We start from the raw sequence: 19622 nt of genomic DNA, 5'->3' as shown, positions 1-19622 counted from the left end.
GAAACTTGATAGCTTTTAAAAGACTACTAATTTAAGTAGGGAGAATACATATATGAAAAGATTAATTGGATTTAAATTTAAGTATATAATCTTATTTATTTTCGTTGGCATTATTAGTTTCGTTGGATGTGAAAATAACAGAGAAAAATCAGATTACAAGTTAAAAGAAAGTAAAGAAGTAACTATTAAATTTCTTTCCAATCTACCTGAGAGAACATCAGGACAAGGAAAATTAGAGCAAATACTTATAGATAGATATATGCAGGAAAATCCAAATGTGAAAGTTGAGGTTGAAGCATACCAAGACGAACCATATAAACAGCGATTTAAAGCGTATGCTATATGTAATGAGTTACCTGATATATTTTTTGTTTGGGGACAACCATCCTTTTTTAATCCTGTAATGCAAGGGGGATATGCAGCAGAGTTAAACTTAGACTACTTTTATGAAAATAATTTTAGTGAAGATTCTTTAAAAGGTTTTAAGATGAATGATAAGCTTTATGGAATTCCCAAAAGTACAGATTATATGGTCTTATATTGTAATAAAGATGTGTTTAGTAAATTGAATCTTCCAATCCCAGGTAATTATGAGGAACTAATAGATTCATGTAGAAAATTAAGAAATTCAGGCATTAATCCAATAGCTATGAATATGAAAGATAAATGGCCAATGGCCTTATTATATCAAGAACTTGTCCTAATGGAAGGAAATAATCAAACGCTTATTTATAAAGCAATTAATGGTGAAGTGAAGTTTTCAGGAAATGAAATATTAAAAAAAGCGGCTGAAGATTTACAAGAACTTTTGAAGGCAAATGGAGATATAAACCTATCCACATCAGAAGATTATAACTTATCAATGAATTTATTTACTCAAGAGAAGGCTGCTATGTATTATATGGGATCTTGGGAATTAGGAATGTATAATAATCCTGCCCTTTCAGATAGATTCAAGAAGAATATAACTGCTATTAAGTTTCCTCAGAAAAATGATACTGAAGAGAAAGGCTTGATAGCATGGAATGGAGGTGGATATGCAATTTCAGCTAAATCTGCAGTAAAAGATGAAGCTATGAAGTTACTAGAGTATATGATGAGAGCTGATAATTGGTCAAAAAATGGATTGGAAATGGGATTAATTGTTCCTGCCCAAAGATATCAAGGCGAAATAGACTTTAAAGAGTCTCCACTTCAGAAAGAACTAGCAAAAATATTAAGCAATTCAACTTCTATAAGTGGAACATCCTGGCATGATAGTATGACGCCGGATTTTAAGACAGTAAGTGAAGAGTTGTCCTATGAATTAGCTGCAGGAATTATATCACCGGACAATTTTTTATCGCAAATGGATCAGGAAGTAACTAAAGAAAAAAATAATAAATAGGTGTAAGTTAAAAAATGAAGGGGGAAAATTGAATATGTTAAAGAGATGGTTATCCAGATTTTTAACTACTACTTTTGCAACAACGATGCTTTTGGGTAATATCGTTCAAGCTCACGCAGCTGAACAAAGTGCTGATATTTATTTAAATCCAAGAGCTTCAGTAGAAGATAGGGTAAATGATCTAATGTCAAAAATGACACTGGATGATAAGATTGGTCAGATGGTACAAGCCGAAAGAAAAACAGCGACACCGGCAGATGTAAAAAACTATAAACTAGGTTCTGTTTTAAGTGGTGGAGGATCATTGCCTACACCTAATACTGCTGTGGGTTGGGCTGATATGATTGATGAATATCAAAAGTCAGCAACTTCAACAGAGTTAAAAATACCTATTTTATATGGAGTAGATGCGGTACATGGAGATAACAATGTTTATGGAGCAACTATATTTCCGCACAATATTGGGTTAGGTTCTACTGGAGACGCTGCATTAGTTCAAAAAGTTGGACAAGCAGTTGCTGAAGAAGTAAGAGCAACAGGTGTAAACTGGGCATTCGCGCCAACCCTTGGAATACCTCATAATGAAAGATGGGGAAGAACTTACGAAACTTTTGGGGAAAATTCAGAACTTGTAGCAAAAATGGGTGAAGCATATATAAAAGGGTTACAAGGAGAAGATCCTAGTAAAACGCTTAAGAGAAATGATAAGGTTATTGCTACAGCAAAACATTATATTGGTGAAGGTCTTACAGAAAATGGAACTAACCAAGGTAATGTTGTCATGAGTGATGAAGATTTCCAAAAAGCATTAAAGGGTGAATTACTTGCTCCATATAAGGCTGCAGTAGATGCAGGAGTAAGATCAGTAATGGTTTCTTATAATAGTGTAAATGGAGTAAAGTGTCATGGAAATGCAGATTTAATAACTAAGGTATTAAAACAAGACTTAGGATTTAAGGGAATTGTAATTTCTGACTATGAAGGAATTAAACAAATATCAGGAACTGGAATTACAACTCAAAAAGACAAGATAGCTGTTGCTATTAATGCAGGTATAGATATGGCTATGGAACCTAATGATTGGAAAGGTTTCATGACAAGCTTAAAAGAATTAGTAAATGAGGGTAAGGTTCCACAAACAAGAATAGATGATGCAGTAAAGAGAATTTTAACTGTTAAATTTGAAATGGGACTTTTTGAAGATCCATATGCTCAAAGAGACTTATTAAATACAGTAGGTTCTAAAGAAAATAGAGAAGTAGCAAGACAAGCAGTAAGAGAATCATTAGTTTTACTTAAGAATGATAATGACATAGTAGGACAGTTAAAGAATAAGAAAAATATTCTTGTAGCTGGAAAAAGTGCAGATGATATAGGATTACAATCAGGTGGATGGACAATAACTTGGCAAGGTAGTGCAGGTAATATAACTCCTGGTACAACTATATTACAAGGAATTAAAAATACAGTAGGTAGCGATGTTAAGGTTACTTATAACAAACGTGGAAGAGCTGCTGCAGATAATGATGTAGCTGTAGTTGTTATAGGAGAAACTCCTTATGCAGAAACAGATGGAGATAGAACTCCTGATAAGTTAACTTTAGATTCAGATGATTTATTAACACTTAAAAACATAAAAGAAACTAATCCGAATCTACCAGTTGTAGCAGTATTAGTAACAGGAAGACCTATTACTATAGCTGATCAAGTACAAGACTTTGATGGATTAGTTGAAGCATGGCTACCAGGAACTGAAGGACAAGGTGTAGCTGATGTATTATTTGGTGGTTATGATTTTACAGGAAAGCTTACTATGACATGGCCATGGTATGCAGAAGATATAACAACAAAACATGATGATGGAAAAGCATTATTTAATTATGGTTTTGGACTTAAAAAAGGTGAAAATAAAGAATTACCTGCAAAACCAGAGAAGCAAGATAAACCTTCTATTCCAGTACCAGGGAAAATAGAAACAGAAGCTTATTCAACCCAAAGTGGATTCCAATTTGAAAACACTCAAGATGTTGGTGGCGGACAAAATGCTGGTTATACTGATGCTGGTGATTGGTTAGATTATTATGTTAATGTAGCAGAGGATGCCAAATATGAAGTTGAATTTAGAGTAGCAAGTCCTGGTGGTTCAACTGGTGGTGTTGAATTATTATTAGGTTCAAAGCTATTAACAAAACTTGACGTACCTGATACATCAAATTGGCAATCATGGACATCTGTAAAAGGAACTGTAAATCTTAAAGCTGGGAAACAAACTTTAAGATTTAGAGCAGGAAGCGGAAACTTTAACTTTAACTATATGAATTTTGTTAAAGTTGGCCCTTATGAGGCAGAACCAGAAGACCCTCCTGTAACTTATAATCCTCAAGGACAAGTTATTGAAAAAGGTGCTGTAGATGTATATATGAGTTCGTCAGAAGAATCAGGTAGCATGAGTTGGTACGACTCTCCGAAAGAAATATCAAATAAGCTTAGTAAAAAAGATAATATTGATATTACTTCGCCTGATGGACAACAAGCAACAACTATAAATGTTGATTCTTCAAAGACATATCAAACATTCTTAGGAATGGGAACATCATTAGAAGAATCTTCAGTAAATAATATAGCTAAAATGTCTAAAGAAAAGAGAACCGAATTCTTAACTAATCTTTTAGATCCTGAAAAAGGTGCTGGAATGAGCTTGTTAAGAGTTACTATAGGTACACCTGACTTTACTGCACAAGATTTCTACACTTATTATGATAAGGTAGAAGATCCAAGCAATCCAGATTGGTATAATACTACTGGTAAAGGATTCTCAATTCAAAAGGATATAGATTATAAAATCGTAGATACAATTAAAGAAGCATTAGCAATTAACCCAAATGTTAAATTATTTGCTTCTTCTTGGACTCCACCAGGATGGATGAAGCTTCCTACTTCAAATAGTAAGAGTTATGAAAATAATGATTTGCTTCTTAAAGGTGGAACATTAAATGATGACTATATAGATGACTTAGCTAAATACTATGTTAGATATATGGAGGAGTACGCTAAATTAGGAATTCCTATGTATGCAATGACTCTTCAAAATGAACCAGAGTTAGAAATTAACTATCCAAGTTGTAAAATGACATCAGAACAAGAAAGAAAGTTAGCTATAGATATTAAGGCAGAGGTTGCTAAAAGTAGTATTCTTAAGGCTAAAAATGTAGATCCAAAAGTCTGGGCATTTGATCATAACTTCAGTAGTTCAGTTAATTATGTTTCTCCAATATTAAATGATTCAGAAGGAAATGCTGCAGTTGATGGTGTTGCTTTCCATGATTATGGTGGAGAACCAACAGCAATGACTCAAGTTCATAACTTATTCCCAAGTAAATCAATGAACTTAACAGAAAGAGCAGTATGGGGAACAAAAGGTGCTGATAGAATAGCTCAATACTTTAGAAATTATGCTGAAAGTTATACTTCATGGGTTACTATGTTAGATAGTAATATAGCTCCAGAACAATGGACAGGTACTCCAGACCCAACCATGTTGGTTCAGGATGCTAATGACCGCGAAAATTACTGGGCTACTCCTGAATTCTACATTTCTGGTCAATTCTCTAAATTTATAAGACCAGGAGCTGTAAGGATTGATTCAAATTACGGTTCAGCAGATACTGTTACTAATGTAGCATTTAAAAATACAGATGGTTCAATTGTAATGGTTGTTATTAATCAAACTAATAAAGATCAAAAATTTAAGGCTTTAAGTGATGGAGTTCAAATAGGTGGTGTAGTACCTGCTAAAAACGTAGCAACCTATAAGTGGAATCCAGTTCAAAATATTTCAAAAGTTCCAAGTACAATTTTAGCTAAAAACTTTTCTGCAAAGAATAATGCTAATGTTGTAGAAGATGGTGCAGATGGCAGTCACGTTGGTGGAATGAGTACTGGTTCATGGTTAGATTATACAGTTGATGTTAATGAACCAGGATTATATAATGTGAAATTATTAGCTGCAAGTGGAACCTGGACTGATGGCAATGGCATTGAACAAAATCTAATAAAAGGAGTAAAAGTTACTCAAGGGGATGTAGTATTAGGTGAAACTAGCATTACTAATGCTGGATGGAATAACTATAAGGATAATAGTACAACAGTAAGATTTGAGAAAGCTGGAATTCAAAAAATTAGATTAAACATTACAGGTGCATTTGATCTTAGAACAATAAAATTTGAAAAGGTAAAGGAAATTCATAATTTACCTGGAAGAATTGAAGCAGAAGCATTTACTAATGCAAATGGTATTGTTGTTGAAAATAATGCTATTGGATATTTAGATAAAGATGATTTTGTTTCATACAAGGTAAATGTAGCTGAAGCTGGAGTGTATGATTTAAATATGTTAATTTCATCAGGGTCTGCTGATCCAGAGTTTGATGTTTATTCTAATGATACTAAGCTAGGCACTATTTCTTTAGCAAGTACAGGAGATTGGGCAAACTGGAAACTTACAAATGCAAGTATCAATCTTCCTGCTGGGGAACAAACATTGAAATTTGTTGTTAAACAAGGTTTTAACTTAGATTACTTTACAGTAGGTTCATCAATAAAACTTACAAGTACAGATATAACTGAAAATTCATTAAACGGAAAAGTGATCAATGTTGAATTATCAAATGGAACATTTGTAGATACATTAAATAATAATAATTGGGTGTTATCTAATCTTCCTGCAGGAGTGACTTATAATGTAGAGAGAATAGATGCAACTCATGCAAAAATAACTCTATCAGGTGAAAGAAAAGTTGATTTTGATTTAGATAAAACTGTTACAGTTGCAATGTCAGCTAAGGAATTGGTAGGGGGAGATGCTAAAACTTATAGTATAACTGATGATTTTGTAATAGTTGCAAATAATGATGCAGAAGAATTAAACACTAATGCTAATATAGCAATTAATACAAATGAATTTATAGTAACTCTAAATGGTGGTACTTTTGTTCAAGATAAAGTAAATACAATAACTTTATCTGGAGATATAATCACTAACGGAAATGTAAAATTAAGCTCAGTTGAGTATATTGATTCAACTCATGTTAAAGTTAATTTAACTGGTTGGAAAACTTATTATGAAGATTTAATTTTAACTGTTAATGTTCCAGCAGCTGCATATAGCGATTCTACAAGTAATACAGTATTAACTACAGATGTTACATGCGGAAAGAGTAATTCATTACCTACACCAAATGTTATAGGAGATACAGCAGTTACATTAACTGAAGCTAATGCATTCAGAACAAAAGGTTCTTTAACATCAAATGTAGTGTCTGGAAATAGAGTGGATTATTACTTGAATGTAGCTGAAGCAGGAGAATATACATTAACTTATACTGGAAAAAACAATGCTTCTATTGCTAATGCTATAAAAGTAAGTAAAGGTAGTGGAATTAACATTGCTGGTAATTTAGTAACTTATAACTTAGGAAACTTCTATAATTCTACAAATAGTTTTAAGGATACTATAACTTTAGAAGCAGGATTGCAAACATTAAGATTTGAAGCTGTAAATACAGGGTTCACTTTAAACTCAATTAAGATTGAGAAGAAGGCACAACCTCAAGTTATTAGTGGAACATTAGGAGATAAATCTAAAATTGTAGCAGATAGCTTCTATAAAGCATCAAATGATAAGGGATATGCAATTGAAACTAAGAACAATATAAAGAATATTGGATGTACTGTAGCAGGCACTTACTTAGATTACTCAGTAAATGTAGCTGAAGCAGGAAAGTATAAAGTAAACTTTAATTATGCAACAAATGTAAGTGGAGCTGTAGCAGTTCTACAAACAGGTGCAGGTAAAGAATTAGGAAGACTTCCATTAACTTCAACTGGAGATTGGGGTAATTTTGTTGATACAACAACACCTATATATGTAACTCTTGATAAAGGAGTACAAACTATTAGAGTTTATGTAGATGGTGATGGATACAACTACAGATCACTTACTTTCGAACCAGTAAAGGATAGCGGAGCACCAGAGTTAACTGGTAAGGATGGAGCAATTGAAAAAGGTTCAAATGCAGATTTATTAAAAGCATTATCAATTGTAGCTATTGACGATATGGATGGAGATATAACATCTAAAGTTGTAATAGATTCTAGTAAAGTTGATTTTAATACAGTTGGTGAATATGAAGTTAAAGCTTCAGTTACTGATGACTCAGGAAATAAAACTGAAAAGACATTTAAACTTACAATAAAAGAAGATGGAACTGCACCAGTTATAGAAGGTCATAATGCTATAATACCTGTAGGTTCTAAATTTGATCCAATAGCTGATTTAGGATTAAAAGTAACTGATAATAAAGATGGAAATATAACTACAAAAGCACAAATTACTCATGTTGTAGATACCTCAACTGATAACGTATTTAGGGTGAAAGTATCTGCTACAGATAAAGCAGGAAATAGTTCTGAAAGAATATTTATTGTAAGGGTAATCAGCCAAGGAGTAATAGATACTTCAGATGTTACATTAACTGTAGGTGATTCATTTGATCCTTTAACTGGAGTTAAGGCATATGATTTAAATGGGGAAGATATTACTTCAAAAATCATAATAGTTTCAAATGATGTAGATGCTTCAAAAGCAGGAACCTATAAGGTTGTATACAAGATAACAGATCGTGAAAATACAGTAATTACTAAAGAAAGAGTAGTAACTGTTAAGGATAAACCAGTTGATCCAGGTAATGGCGGTGGAAACAATCCAGGTAATGGAGGTAATCCAACACCAGGAGATAATGGATCTAATCCAACAACTTCAATTATTACAGATGAGAATGGAAATAAAGTAGTTGTTGTTACTAAGATAAATAACAAAGACGGAAAGAATATAATAGTAGTTCCAAATGGACAAAAAGGCTTATTTGTAGAAATATCAGATATAGATTCAATTAAGGATGGAACAGGAAGTCTAGAAATAAAAAATGATTCAGCAACTATCACATTACCATTTAGTGCAATTGACAAATCACTATTAACAACAGGTTCAAAAGTTGTATTAAACTTAACCTTAGAAGAGGGTTCAGATTTGACTAAGCATATTAAGGGTTTGAGTAGAGTATTTAACTTCAATCTATTTGTTGTAAATGGGGATAGGAAAGTACAAATTCATAACTTTGCAAAAGGGGAAGCAGAAGTTTCATTAAACTTAAGTGATTCAGAGGTTAAATCATTAAATATGAATAACATTGGAGTATTCTATTATAATGAAGCAACTGGAAAATTTGAATTAATGGATACTAGAGTAGATGGAAACAAAGTAATATTTAATACAAAACATTTCTCAAAATTCATAATCGCAGAAGTATCACAAAGTAGTAATGGAGTACTTCCTAAAACAGGATCAGATATTAACACCAATAACATTATATTCTTAGGAGTAATAATGCTGCTCTCTGGGGCTTTCTTGGTAACAAGAAGAAAGAAAGACCTAGAAGCGTAAGAAATAACAATGCAGAAACCAACTAGGTTTCTGCATTTTCTTTTAAATTAGATTAATATTAAATTCTTCTAAAACTTCTAAAATATCTGCTTCAGGCGCGGAATCAGTTAAAATTCCCTTAATGTCTTTAAATGTTGCAAATTTATAAGGACCGTCATAATAAAACTTGTTACTTTCCATAATTAAGTAGGTTTCTTTGCTTGCACTAATAATAGCTTTTTTAGTATTTCCATCTTCGATGTCAAAGGTTGTAATGTTGTTATCAAGAATATCAACCCCACAACTTCCGACAAAAGCTTTATCAAATCTATATTTATTTATAAACTCTATAGTTGAAGAACCAGTAAAGCCATCTAAAAATTTATTTAGTACACCACCAGTACAAACTACATTTATATTATTTTCTATTGATAAAGCATCAACAATATCAGTCATATTAGTAACTACAGTGACATGCTTATTAGAATTTGCTAAAAGCTTTGCTAAAAGTATATTTGTAGTTGAAATATCTAAAAATATGGTCTCTCTTTCTTTAATGAAGTTAAATGCTTTTTCAGCTATTTTCTCTTTAGCAGAAGTATTAATTTGCATTCTGTCATCAACTCTATCCATATCGGGAGTTTTTCTTTTTTGAATTGCACCTCCATAGGTCCTTTTTAGGAACCCATTATTTTCGAGAATTCTTAAATCCTTCCTAATGCAATCCTCAGTAACGCTAAATTTAACACTTAAATCCTTTACAGTAACTTTTCCATTACTATTTAATTCATTTATTATTTCTTGAACTCTTTCTTCTGCAAACATAAAAATCCCCTTGCCCATTATTATTTAATAAGTATATACATATTACTATATATTATTATATATTATTAATTGATAATAAACAATAATATAATTAATATTGGAAATAATATAAATAAAATCGGTAGGATTTAAACATTGATATTGACTTTAAATACTAAATTAGATACTATAATGATATAAAACAATAATAAACAATAAGAATTAATAATTTGTAATATCGATAAGGAGATGATGAATTGTTAACTTCAAGAATTGAAAAATTAAAAGAGGATTTATTTATAGAAAAGAGAAAAATATCATTAGAAAGAGCAACCCTATACACTGAAAGTTATAGGGAAACAGAAGGTGAACCATCAATAATAAGAAGAGCAAAGGCTTTAGAAAAAATATTACTAAACTCAAAGATAAAAATTAGTGATGGAGAATTAATTGTTGGGGGAAGAACAGTTGAACCAAGAGCTGGTGTGATTTCTCCAGAGATGTCCCCTTATTGGATATTAGAGGAATTAGATACATTTCCTACGAGACCTCAAGATAAATTTGAAATATCAGAGGAAGATAAAAAATATTTTAAAGAATTTCTTTATCCTTACTGGAAAGGAAAATCATTAAAAGATGATATTGATAAAATACTTCCAGAACATATTAAAGAGGCAGCTAGGACTAAGATAATTAGCTTAAATCAAACAGATAAAGGGCAAGGACACATCATACCACAGTATGATTTAGTATTAGAAAAAGGATTAGATTTTCTAATTGATGAAATTAAAAATAAAACGCAGGATTACCCCGAAAATGATTTTTATAAGGCATCATTAATTAGTTTGGAAGCATCAAAAGAATATATATTAAGATATGCTAAACTTGCAGAACAATTAGCAGCTGTAGAGAAAAATAATGAAAGAAAATTAGAACTACAAAAAATTGCTAAAGTATGTAACAACATCTCATCCAGAGGTGCTGAGGATTTTTATGAAGCAATTCAATTATTCTGGTTTTTAAATATAATTTTTCAGCATGAATCTAATGCAAGTTCAATTTCACCAGGTAGATTTGATCAATATATGTTTCCATATTTTAATAGATCTTTAAATATAGGAGAAGATAAGGATTTTTTAAAGGAATTATTAAGATGTTTATATATTAAATTTAATTCAATAGTTGCTGTTAGAAGCGAAGAAAGTGCAAGATTTTTTGGAGGTTTTCCAATTGGATATACAATTGTATTAAGTGGGCAAGATGAACAGGGAAAAGATGCAACAAATGAACTTTCCTATATAATGCTAGATATTTTAGGAGAAATCAGATTGCCTCAACCTAATATGAGTATAAGGGTTAGTGAAAAAAGTCCTAGAGAATTTTTGATAAAGGCTGCGGAAATAATTAGAATAGGAACAGGTATGCCTCAAGTATTTAATGATGAAGTAAATATCTTAGCTTATAGTAATAGAGGTGTAGAGTTAAAGGATGCAAGAGATTATGCTGTAGTTGGCTGTGTAGAGCTATCTATTCCTGGCAAAACCTATGGTCTTCATGATATAGCTTTATTTAACCTATTAAAGGTAATGGAAGTAACATTGAAAGAAAATAATGAGAAAGTTACCAGTTTTGAAGAATTAATGGATAAGATTAAAGAAAAGGTTTCAGAATATGTAGAGTATATGGTAAAAGGGTCAAATATAGTTGACTTAGGTCATAAAGAATTTGCCCCTACTCCGTTCCTTTCTAATTTTGTCCAAGGGACTATTGAAAGTGGAAAAGACATTACAGATGGGGGAGCAAAATATAATTTTTCTGGGGTACAAGGGATAGGAATTGCAAACTTAAGTGACTCACTATATGTAATTAAAAAAGTAGTATTTGAAGAAAAAGAATTTACCCTTCCACAACTTGTGAAAATTCTTGATGAAAATTATGAGAATAATGAAGTGCTTCGTCAAAGATTTATTAACAAATTCAGTAAGTATGGAAATGACAATACTGAGGTAGACGAATTAAGTTCAGATATTTTAACCCATTATTGTGATGAGGTTTCAAAATATAGAAATATAAGAGATGGTATATTCCAACCAGGGTCATATACAGTCTCAGCTCACATTCCATTAGGTGGAGCTGTTGGAGCAACTGCTGATGGAAGAAAAGCTGGTGACCAATTAGCTGATGGAGGTCTTTCACCAATGGTTGGAAGAGATAGATTAGGTCCAACGGCAAGCTTAAAGAGTGTAAGTAAGCTAGATAACTATTTAACTTCAAATGGCAGCTTGCTAAATGTTAAGTTTAGTCCTTCAACATTAGAAGGAAATAGTGGAATAATGAAGTTAGTTGGATATATGCAAGCATTTATGAGACTAAAAATACAACATATTCAATTTAATGTAGTTTCAGTTGACACACTTAAAGACGCTCAAAAGCATCCTGAAAAATATCAAAATCTTGTAGTTAGAGTTGCAGGATATAGTGCGATTTTTGTTGAGTTAGATAAGGCAATACAAGATGATATTATAAATAGAACAGAACATCAATTATAGGAAGTGATTAGTTGAAGAAGGGCTATATATTTAACATTCAAAAATATTGTCTTCATGATGGCGACGGTATAAGAACAGTTGTTTTTTTCAAAGGTTGTCCCTTATCTTGTCCATGGTGTTCTAACCCTGAATCTCAAAACTTTAATAGAGAAATAATAAGGAAGAATAGCTTGTGTATAAAATGCAGTTCTGATGATTGCTATAAATGTTCTAAAAATCCTGAAAGTTGTCCTACTGGAGCACTTGAATATGTAGGAAAAGAGTACACAATAGAAGAATTGCTTGAAATCATAAAAGAAGATATGGTTTTTTATGACTCAACAGAAGGAGGAGTAACTCTTTCAGGAGGAGAAGTACTCTCTCAAGGGGAATTTGCCTGTGCTTTACTTAAAAGGGTAAAAGAACTAGGGATAAATACAGCAATAGAGACCTCAGGTTCAGGAAACTTTGAGACGCTAAAGGCGTTAGCAGAATATACGGATACAATTCTATTTGATTTAAAGATAATGGATAATGATAAATCACAAAAAATAATAAAAGCAAATAGTGAAGTAATACAAAATAATTTAAAAGGACTTATAAATCTTGGACATAAAGTGATCCCAAGGATTCCACTTATTCCAGGATATACAATGGAAGAAGAAAATATAGAATCAATTAAAGAATTTATAGTCTCTATTGGAATTAAAGAGGTCCATCTGCTACCATTTCATCAATATGGTAGTTCGAAATATAAAGGAATAAATAAAAAATATGAGCTTAAAGACATAACGCCGCCAAAGTCAGAAGAAATAGATGAGGTGAGAAGTATATTTGAGAGCTCAGGAATAAAAGTAGTCATTGGTGGATAAATAAATTTTGGAGGATGAGAATATGATTTATATGTTAGACACTGCAGATGTTAATAAAATTAGAAGGGCTTATGATTTATATCCAATTAGCGGAGTAACAACTAACCCAACTATAATATCAAAGGAAAAATCAGAATTTATAAAGATACTAAAGGATATTAGAGCGGTAATTGGAGCAGATACTATGCTTCATGTTCAAGCATTAGGAATAAAGGCAGAGGATATTATAAAGGAAGCAGAATATTTAAACAAAACAATAGGCGGGAATTTATATATCAAAATTCCAGTAATTCCAGAAGGAATAAAAGCAATGAAATTACTTAAGCAAAGAGGAGTAAAAATTACTGCAACTGCAATCTTTACTGCAGATCAAGCATTAATGGCTGCTATGGCTGGTGCAGACTATGTAGCACCATATGTAAATAGAATAGATAATATTAGTGGGGATGGCGTAGGAGTTGTAGCAGAAATTAGAGAAATGTTTGATATTTATGGCTTAGATGCTAAAATCCTTGCAGCTTCTTTCAAAAATGTTCAACAAGTTCATAATGTTGCACTTGCAGGTGGTCATTCAGTAACTGTTAATCCAGAAATATTGGATGCACTATTAGCTCATCCATTAACTGATTGGAGTATAGATCAATTTATAAATGATTGGGGAACTGTTTACGGAAAAGATAAATTAGCTTCAGATGTAAAATAAAAATTAATCATAAATCCCTCGTTAAATATATTTAACGGGGGATTTGTTTTTCTGCTTGTAAAAGTATATATAAAACAGAAAAATAACAAAAAGTCAGCGTAATGTAGTTATTTTGGCAGAAAAAATGCAATAAAGATGTTTGTAAATCTTTTCTGTCATGGTAAAATAGTAAGTGTGAACGGGTAAATTCACAACTAAAATGAGTATATAAGTTATTATTAATATACTTAGTAGAGAGGATGGGTAAAAATGAAAAAAGTATTAGTATTGTGCAAAGAAACAGGTCAAGCAAGAGCTTTCAAAAAGGATGCAGAAAAGTATAGAGTGGACAATGCCTTACCTTTTGAATGGGTTTTTGCTGATGAAAAAGAATATGTTAATGTTTTAGATGGTATTGATATAGTTCTTATATCTCCTGAAATGATTCTAGTTCAAGCTAAGATAAAGGCTGATCTAGATAGTAAGGGTATTAAATATGTAGAGCTTAAACCAGCAGACTTTGGCTTAAGAAGATTAGATAAGATAGTTCCATTAATAGAACTATAAAATAAAAAGTGGACAAATTGTCCACTTTTTTTTATTAGCTTATTATGTTAAATATGACTAATGACTATTCCATATATAATAGGTACGATTATTCCAGGAAGCATATTAGCAACTTTTATCTTAGTTATTCCTAACATGTTTAAACCAAGTCCTAAAATTAATAAACTACCTACAGCACTCATTTCTGTTATTATACTAGTTGTTAATATCCCTTGAAGTAAACTAGAGCCAAGCACTATGATACCTTGATATATTAAAACACAAAAAGCAGATAGAAGAACACCAATACCTAAAGTAGATGACAATATTATTGAAGTAATACCATCTAAAATAGACTTAGTAAATAAGATATCATGTTTATGTGATAAACCACCTTCTAATGCCCCAACAATAGCCATGGCGCCAACACAGAATAATAAGCTTGCCGTAACAAAGCCTTGAGAGATGGAAACCCCTTCAGAGGATTTTTTACTTTTACTTTCAATAAAATTACCTAAAGCAACTAGCTTTCCATCAATATCAATAAGTTCCCCAATTAATGAACCAATTACTATGGATACAACAATTAATAGCATTTGTTCACTTTTAATTGCACCTGAAAACCCAATGTAAATAATACACAAAGCTATACCATTCATGATAGTATCCATAAATCTTTTAGGTAGTCCACCTTTAATAAACAGCCCTAATGAACCTCCAATTAATATGGCAATGAAATTAATAATTGTGCCTAACACTTAAGTAGCCCCCTTTTTATAATATCAGTACTATTATAGCATTGAATTTATAAGACACAAAATAAATAAGAAGTGTGAATAAATAAGCTTAATAAGTTTAATAATTATATATGAAAGAAAGTAGTGGAGGAAAGAATGGGAAAAATAGTTTTATTAATTTTAATCATTTTTATATTAAGGGTTTTGGACAAAAAATTAGGACAATTTAAAATAGAAAGAGAAGAATACTATAGAAGAGAAGATTTTTTTTGGGGATTTCCTGCGATAAAGGATTTGATGACGTGTAAGAAAGAGGATTTCTTTGAGAGTTGTGAAGAATTATTAACCAATTGTGGATATAATATATATTCCATTGAAGAAAAGAATAAGAAAGACATGAAGGTTTTGAAGTATGAGAAAAATAATCTAAAAGGCATAGCTACATTTGTATACTACAAGTATGATGAAGATATCTTAGATGAGACGGTTTTACAAGAAGTTAAATTAGAAGATATGCAAGAAATTCTAGGAATAATGATAAGTAAAAATATTAATAGAGCAACAGTAATAACTCAAGGGAAGTTCTCAAAAGGTATAGTAGAGTACATAGAAGAATTACCAAGTAGCATAAGTGTTGACTTGATTGATGGATATGATTTTTGTGAGAGAAGAAGAGAAGTATGGGGTTAAAGCACTGTTTAAATATATACTGTAATAAATAGTTTAAGAGGAGAGAATATGATTAGTAATTTTTTATCTTTAGTATATGGATTTTTGCTTATTATAGTAACAATAAAGTTTTTGATTTTTATGGATAAAGTATTATCCCTTATTAGATATTTAAGATATAAAGAGGATAGATTATGTAGACTAAAAAATAAGGTCCTTACTTTAAAGGATATAGAAAGACTATCTGATTATGAATATACTAGATATTGTTTAAATTATTTGCAAAAAATAAACTATAATAATATGCAATTTAAGGAGAAAGAAAATAAATTAATAATTGGAAAGGATAAAGAGAAAAACGTGCTCGTTTATTGTAATAAGAGTGCTATAGACAGGGATGAATTTTTAAGTTTTCTTGGAATTTTAGTAAAGAGCAGTGTTTACAATGGTGTAATTGTTAGTCCTAAGGATGTAAATGAAGATATTGATAAACTACTTAAAGAAACCAAAAAAAGAGTAAGTGTTGATTTTATTAATACAGAAAAAATATTAAACATAAGTTTTTCATAACAATAATTAAATATTGCTTAAGCTTTACTTATATCATACCAATAAGACTTTCTTTACAAAAACTAATAGACTATAATATATATATAGCGTTTTTTATAGGAAACTTAACTTAAAACCCTATAAATGAATATGGGAGGAAAAGCTTATGGATGATAGAATAATAGATTTTAATGAATTGAAAAATAAGGCTAGGGATAAAGATGTAGATAAATTTGAGTCGTATATTTATGAATTATACTATTCATTATCACAAGGTCAGTTATCCATGGCAGAAATGATGACTAAGATAAATAAATATATGCAAGAAAATAATATTTCCCAAGAAAAGTTTATGAATATACAAAAAGAAATGATGAAAAGATATGGCGTGGATATGAATAATATAGAAGGCCAAATTAAAAATATGGGTATAGATTTAAATGCATATGGGTTAGGTTCTAACTATGAGGAATTAAGAAAAACTATAGGATTCCAAGAGAAGTATAAAGGTAGATTAAATGTTAGTAATATAACTAAGTATTCAATAGAAAATGCAAAGAATAAAATACAAATTATATTAGATAAAGAAAATATAATGATTTTAAGTAGTGGAAAAATAGACTTAACAGATAATGAGTTAAATGAATTTTTAGTTTCTTATAAAAAAGTAATAGATGACAAACAGCTAAATATAGATCTTTGTGAAAATGTAAGTGAATATAAGTATTAATGATATAAGGAAGTAGATAGGGTTTTTTATAGGAAACTTAATTTATTCTTGTTTGAGTTCATGCATGAATAAGTTATTAGTTGAACTTAAAACCCTATAATTTATATTTCACTAGTATATTAGCAATTAAATAGGTATAATGTATTAATATGAAAACTCATTTTTGTGGGTTTTCAATTTTTTATTCTTTAAGAGTTTATAATATTTTAAGGTTTTGGATAACATTATAAGTTTGAATTATAATCTAAGGATTTACTAGACTCCCTTAAAGAATAAAAAAAGAATTAGTCGCCTGCCAATTTTTCCTCACATGCGTTTGGAAAGGCAGATGCGAGTAAAAAATCGACGGCTCATAATCGCCTTGACGATTTTTTAATAAAGGAGGGATAGGATGATTAGAGATTTTATAAAATATTATAAACCACATAAAAAACTTTTTATAATGGACTTATTCTGCGCATTTTTAGCAGCAATTTGTGATTTGTTTTACCCAATGATCACAAGAGGAATTATTAATGATTATGTTCCAAATAAAAATTTAAGGCTTTTAGTAACCTGGAGCATTGCTTTATTATTCATTTATATACTTAAGTTAGGCCTTAATTACTTTGTTGAATACTGGGGGCATGTAGTTGGAGTAAGAATGCAGGGTGATATGAGAAGAGATATCTTTAAGCATCTTCAGAAGCTGCCATTTAAATATTTTGATGATAATAAAACAGGTGTAATTATGTCTAGAATAATTAATGATCTAATGGATATATCTGAGCTTGCACATCATGGCCCAGAAGATCTATTTTTATCGATAATAATGTTAATAGGGTCATTTGTTATTTTGTGTACTATAAACGTTAAGTTAACATTAATTACTTTTGCATTTATACCATTTTTATTGATATTTGCTATTAAGAAAAGAATGAAGATGGCAAATGCATTTAAGGAAACTAGAGTAAAGATTGGTGAAGTTAATGCCTCTTTAGAAAATTCTGTTTCAGGAATTAGGGTTTCTAGAGCATTTACTAATAGAGCTTATGAAATTGAGAAATTTGAAGAGGGCAATAATGACTTTAAAAGAGCAAGAGAATTTGCATATAAAGCGATGGCAGAGTTTTTTTCTGGAATGAATTTTATCGTTGACTTTCTTAATCTAACTGTTCTATCGCTTGGTGGATTCTTTACTTTCAAGGGATATATTTCAGTGGGAGATTATGTTGCATATTTACTTTATATAAAAATGTTTATGGATCCAATTAAGAGATTAATTAATTTTGTTGAGCAATTACAGTCTGGAATGACTGGTTTTGAGAGATTTAAAGAAATAATGGAAGTTCCAGAAGAGGAAGACGTAGATAATGCCATAGAAATTAAAGATGTAAAAGGGCAAATAAGATTCGATAATGTAAGTTTTAAATATGATGACGAAGAAACTCATGTTTTAAAAGAATTATCACTTAGTATTAATCAGGGACAAACTGTTGCATTAGTTGGACCATCAGGTGGAGGAAAAACAACTCTATGTCACTTGGTACCTAGATTTTATGAAGTTGATGAGGGTGATATATTTATTGACAATATTAATATAAAGGATATTAATAGAGACTCCTTAAGAAAGAATATTGGATTAGTTCAGCAAGATGTATTTTTATTTACTGGAACCATATATGAAAACATTCTATATGGAAATCCTGATGCAAGTGAAGAAGAAGTAATTGAAGCAGCTAAAAGAGCAAATATACATGATTTTATAATGAGCTTGCCAGATGGGTATAATACTTATATTGGAGAAAAGGGATTAAAATTATCTGGTGGACAAAAGCAAAGAATGTCAATAGCAAGAGTGTTCTTAAAAAATCCAAAAATATTAATTTTGGATGAAGCAACTTCTGCACTTGATAATACTACAGAACTTATAATACAAAAATCTTTAGAAGAACTAGCAAAAGGAAGGACAACTCTTATAGTAGCCCATAGATTATCAACTATAAAAAATGCAGATGAGATTGTTGTATTAACTGCTGAAGGTATAGCAGAAAAAGGAAATCATCAAGAACTTTTATCTAAGAATGGAATATATACATCCTTATATAGTGCATCACTAAAATAAAAAAGAGTATTTGATTAATTTAAAACTAGGTAAAGGAACTCAAAAATTCTTTTATCTAGTTTTTATTTTTTATTTATATAAAGAAATATTGACAATTTATATGAAAAATGAATATAATATAAGAAAACGTATGAACAATTATTCATATATTCAGAGGTGTAATTATGAAGGATTTAAATAAAATTGAAAGCTGTAACTGCAATATTATTCATGAAGATATAGTAAATAAGGTTAAAGACACCATTCCGGAAGAGGAAACTCTCTATGACTTAGCTGAATTATTTAAGGTTTTTGGGGATTCTACAAGAATAAAGATTTTATGTGTTTTATTTGAAAGTGAGATGTGCGTTTGTGATATGGCAGCACTTCTTGGAATGACTCAATCAGCTATATCACATCAATTAAGAGTTTTAAAATCAGCTAGGTTAGTTAAGTTTAGAAAGGAAGGAAAAGTAGTTTATTATTCCCTAGATGATGAACATGTTAAAGGTATATTTAATCAAGGGTTAAGACATATAACAGAAAGGTAGGGGA

Annotated in this window: 13 protein-coding genes; 11 read left to right on the top strand and 2 right to left on the bottom strand. The window is 30.6% G+C overall.

The annotated features are described in order from the left end of the window. Positions 1-52: 52 nt before the first annotated feature. The gene (locus PTZ02_RS16205; protein ID WP_274228830.1) at positions 53-1387 is read left to right on the top strand and encodes an ABC transporter substrate-binding protein; all 1335 of its coding nucleotides are present in this window, start codon (positions 53-55) and stop codon (positions 1385-1387) included. Between the two features lie 34 nt (positions 1388-1421). Further along, entirely contained in the window at positions 1422-8888 is a 7467-nt protein-coding gene (locus PTZ02_RS16200) for a glycoside hydrolase family 3 N-terminal domain-containing protein (protein ID WP_274228829.1), read from the top strand. Positions 8889-8930: 42 nt separating this feature from the next. On the opposite strand, the gene PTZ02_RS16195 is transcribed toward PTZ02_RS16200, so the two are convergent. Further along, positions 8931-9692 carry a DeoR/GlpR family DNA-binding transcription regulator gene (locus tag PTZ02_RS16195; protein ID WP_274228828.1) on the bottom strand — a complete coding sequence of 254 codons (762 nt, stop codon included), beginning with the start codon at positions 9690-9692 and terminating at the stop codon, positions 8931-8933. 236 nt (positions 9693-9928) lie between these two features. Here PTZ02_RS16195 and PTZ02_RS16190 point away from each other — a divergent pair, with 236 nt between their 5' ends. From PTZ02_RS16190 to PTZ02_RS16175, 4 genes are all read left to right on the top strand, one after another. Next, entirely contained in the window at positions 9929-12220 is a 2292-nt protein-coding gene (locus PTZ02_RS16190) for a formate C-acetyltransferase (RefSeq protein WP_274228827.1), read from the top strand. Between the two features lie 11 nt (positions 12221-12231). Next, the gene (locus PTZ02_RS16185; protein ID WP_274228826.1) at positions 12232-13071 is read left to right on the top strand and encodes a [formate-C-acetyltransferase]-activating enzyme; all 840 of its coding nucleotides are present in this window, start codon (positions 12232-12234) and stop codon (positions 13069-13071) included. A gap of 22 nt (positions 13072-13093) precedes the next feature. Next, complete coding sequence (locus PTZ02_RS16180) at positions 13094-13774, top strand: fructose-6-phosphate aldolase (protein WP_274228825.1); 681 nt, start codon at positions 13094-13096, stop codon at positions 13772-13774. Between the two features lie 249 nt (positions 13775-14023). Further along, positions 14024-14320 carry a hypothetical protein gene (locus tag PTZ02_RS16175; protein WP_274228824.1) on the top strand — a complete coding sequence of 99 codons (297 nt, stop codon included), beginning with the start codon at positions 14024-14026 and terminating at the stop codon, positions 14318-14320. A gap of 47 nt (positions 14321-14367) precedes the next feature. Here PTZ02_RS16175 and PTZ02_RS16170 read toward each other — a convergent pair whose 3' ends face one another. Continuing rightward, complete coding sequence (locus PTZ02_RS16170) at positions 14368-15057, bottom strand: DUF554 domain-containing protein (protein ID WP_274228823.1); 690 nt, start codon at positions 15055-15057, stop codon at positions 14368-14370. Positions 15058-15192: 135 nt separating this feature from the next. Between PTZ02_RS16170 and PTZ02_RS16165 the strand changes: the two genes are divergently transcribed. The 5 genes from PTZ02_RS16165 (at position 15193) to PTZ02_RS16145 (ending at position 19618) form a co-directional block, all read left to right on the top strand. After that, positions 15193-15726 carry a restriction endonuclease gene (locus PTZ02_RS16165; RefSeq protein ID WP_274228822.1) on the top strand — a complete coding sequence of 178 codons (534 nt, stop codon included), beginning with the start codon at positions 15193-15195 and terminating at the stop codon, positions 15724-15726. A 48-nt stretch (positions 15727-15774) separates the two neighbouring features. Continuing rightward, positions 15775-16275 (top strand): hypothetical protein, encoded by a 501-nt coding sequence (locus PTZ02_RS16160; protein ID WP_274228821.1) that lies wholly within the window; start codon positions 15775-15777, stop codon positions 16273-16275. A gap of 145 nt (positions 16276-16420) precedes the next feature. Beyond that, the gene (locus tag PTZ02_RS16155) at positions 16421-16984 is read left to right on the top strand and encodes a DUF3867 domain-containing protein (protein ID WP_274228820.1); all 564 of its coding nucleotides are present in this window, start codon (positions 16421-16423) and stop codon (positions 16982-16984) included. A gap of 391 nt (positions 16985-17375) precedes the next feature. After that, on the top strand, positions 17376-19088 hold the full coding sequence (locus PTZ02_RS16150) for an ABC transporter ATP-binding protein (protein ID WP_274228819.1): 1713 nt from the start codon (positions 17376-17378) through the stop codon (positions 19086-19088). Positions 19089-19252: 164 nt separating this feature from the next. Beyond that, positions 19253-19618: an ArsR/SmtB family transcription factor gene (locus PTZ02_RS16145; protein WP_274228818.1), complete on the top strand. Its 366-nt coding sequence runs from the start codon at positions 19253-19255 to the stop codon at positions 19616-19618. Positions 19619-19622: the final 4 nt, after the last annotated feature.

Source organism: Clostridium sp. 'White wine YQ', assembly GCF_028728205.1.
In the GTDB taxonomy this organism is placed as follows: Bacteria; Bacillota; Clostridia; order Clostridiales; family Clostridiaceae; genus Clostridium_T.
The sequence above is the reverse complement of the archived record's forward strand: the minus strand, read 5'-3'. Positions and strand labels throughout refer to the sequence as shown.

Excerpts from the sequence above, each read along its gene's own strand:
- PTZ02_RS16200 (WP_274228829.1), top strand. The coding sequence starts at position 1,422 with ATGTTAAAGAGATGGTTATCCAGATTTTTAACTACTACTTTTGCAACA.
- PTZ02_RS16160 (WP_274228821.1), top strand. The coding sequence starts at position 15,775 with ATGATTAGTAATTTTTTATCTTTAGTATATGGATTTTTGCTTATTATA.
- PTZ02_RS16205 (WP_274228830.1), top strand. The coding sequence starts at position 53 with ATGAAAAGATTAATTGGATTTAAATTTAAGTATATAATCTTATTTATT.
- PTZ02_RS16180 (WP_274228825.1), top strand. The coding sequence starts at position 13,094 with ATGATTTATATGTTAGACACTGCAGATGTTAATAAAATTAGAAGGGCT.
- PTZ02_RS16150 (WP_274228819.1), top strand. The coding sequence starts at position 17,376 with ATGATTAGAGATTTTATAAAATATTATAAACCACATAAAAAACTTTTT.
- PTZ02_RS16175 (WP_274228824.1), top strand. The coding sequence starts at position 14,024 with ATGAAAAAAGTATTAGTATTGTGCAAAGAAACAGGTCAAGCAAGAGCT.
- PTZ02_RS16195 (WP_274228828.1), bottom strand. The coding sequence starts at position 9,692 with ATGTTTGCAGAAGAAAGAGTTCAAGAAATAATAAATGAATTAAATAGT.
- PTZ02_RS16165 (WP_274228822.1), top strand. The coding sequence starts at position 15,193 with ATGGGAAAAATAGTTTTATTAATTTTAATCATTTTTATATTAAGGGTT.
- PTZ02_RS16155 (WP_274228820.1), top strand. The coding sequence starts at position 16,421 with ATGGATGATAGAATAATAGATTTTAATGAATTGAAAAATAAGGCTAGG.
- PTZ02_RS16145 (WP_274228818.1), top strand. The coding sequence starts at position 19,253 with ATGAAGGATTTAAATAAAATTGAAAGCTGTAACTGCAATATTATTCAT.